This is a genomic window from Mesorhizobium sp. M7A.T.Ca.US.000.02.2.1, from assembly GCF_003996995.1.
Classification (GTDB): domain Bacteria; phylum Pseudomonadota; class Alphaproteobacteria; order Rhizobiales; family Rhizobiaceae; genus Mesorhizobium.
This window is the reverse complement of the sequence record NZ_RZTT01000739.1, coordinates 1-1490: the sequence shown is the minus strand read 5'-3', so window position 1 is coordinate 1490 and position 1490 is coordinate 1. Positions and strand designations below refer to the sequence as shown.

Below are 1490 nucleotides of genomic sequence, written 5' to 3'. Positions count from 1 at the left end.
ATTCCAGGTCGCCCGCCACGATTGGATGGTGGCGGGTCAACGGAAGGAAAGCATCATGATCCAGAAAAATTGGCAGGAACTGATCAAGCCGAACAAGATCGAGTTCTCGTCGAAGAAGAAGACGCTGACCACGCTGGTCGCCGAGCCTCTCGAGCGTGGCTTTGGCCTGACGCTGGGCAACGCGCTGCGCCGCGTGCTTCTGTCTTCGCTGCGCGGTGCGGCTGTTACCGCCGTGCAGATCGACGGCGTTCTGCATGAATTCTCGTCCATCGCCGGCGTGCGCGAGGACGTGACCGACATCGTCTTGAATATCAAGGAAATCGCCATCCGCATGGAAGGCGATGGTCCCAAGCGCATGGTCGTTCGCAAGCAGGGACCGGGTGCTGTTCTTGCCGGCGACATCCAGACGGTTGGCGACGTCGAGATCCTCAACCCCGACCACGTCATCTGCACGCTGGACGAAGGCGCTGAAATCCGCATGGAATTCACCGTCGACACCGGCAAGGGTTACGTGCCGGCCGACCGCAACCGCGCCGAAGACGCGCCGATCGGCTTGATCCCGGTCGACAGCCTTTATTCGCCGGTCAAGAAGGTCTCCTACAAGGTCGAGAACACCCGCGAGGGCCAGGTTCTCGACTATGACAAGCTGACCATGACGATCGACACCGACGGTTCGATCACCGGCGAGGACGCGGTGGCTTTCGCCGCCCGCATCCTGCAGGACCAGCTCGGCCTGTTCGTCAACTTCGACGAGCCGCAGAAGGAAGTCGCCGCCGAGGCCGTCACCGAGCTCGCCTTCAACCCGGCGCTGCTCAAGAAGGTCGACGAACTTGAGCTTTCGGTGCGTTCGGCCAACTGCCTGAAGAACGACAACATCGTCTATATCGGCGACCTGATCCAGAAGACCGAAGCCGAGATGCTGCGCACCCCGAACTTCGGCCGCAAGTCGCTGAACGAGATCAAGGAAGTCTTGGCGGCGATGGGCTTGCACCTCGGCATGGAAGTGCCGGACTGGCCGCCGGAAAACATCGAAGATCTCGCTAAGCGTTACGAAGACCAATATTGAGCATGAATTCCAAGGATGGGCGGCGTGGGCCGCTCGATCCGACGGTCATGCGGAAAACCATCAGAGGCCGCGGCCTCTTGAACAACTGAAGAAGGAAAAGAGCCATGCGCCACGGTTTCAAAGGCCGTCGCTTCGCCCGAAGCATTAGCCATCGCAAGTCGATGTTCGCCAACCTCGCCGTGTCGCTGCTCGAGCACGAGCAGATCGTCACGACCTTGCCGAAGGCGAAGGACCTGCGTCCGATCGTCGAGAAGCTGGTGACGCTCGGCAAGCGCGGCGACCTGCATGCCCGCCGCCAGGTCATTGCCCAGATCGGCAATGAAGGCGTCGTCAAGCGTCTGTTCGACACCATCGCGCCCCGCTACGCCAACCGCAATGGCGGCTATCTGCGCATCATGAAGGCGGGCTTCCGTCACGGTGACAA

The 1490-nt window shown here is 61.0% G+C and carries 2 protein-coding genes; both read left to right on the top strand.

What is annotated here, in order from left to right:
- Window positions 1–55: 55 nt before the first annotated feature.
- Window positions 56–1066, top strand: coding sequence for a DNA-directed RNA polymerase subunit alpha (locus tag EOD15_RS34170; RefSeq protein ID WP_023812081.1), 1011 nt, complete (start codon window positions 56–58; stop codon window positions 1064–1066).
- 104 nt (window positions 1067–1170) lie between these two features.
- On the top strand, window positions 1171–1490 hold a 320-nt coding region (gene rplQ / locus EOD15_RS34165; RefSeq protein WP_127409297.1), incomplete at its 3' end, for a 50S ribosomal protein L17.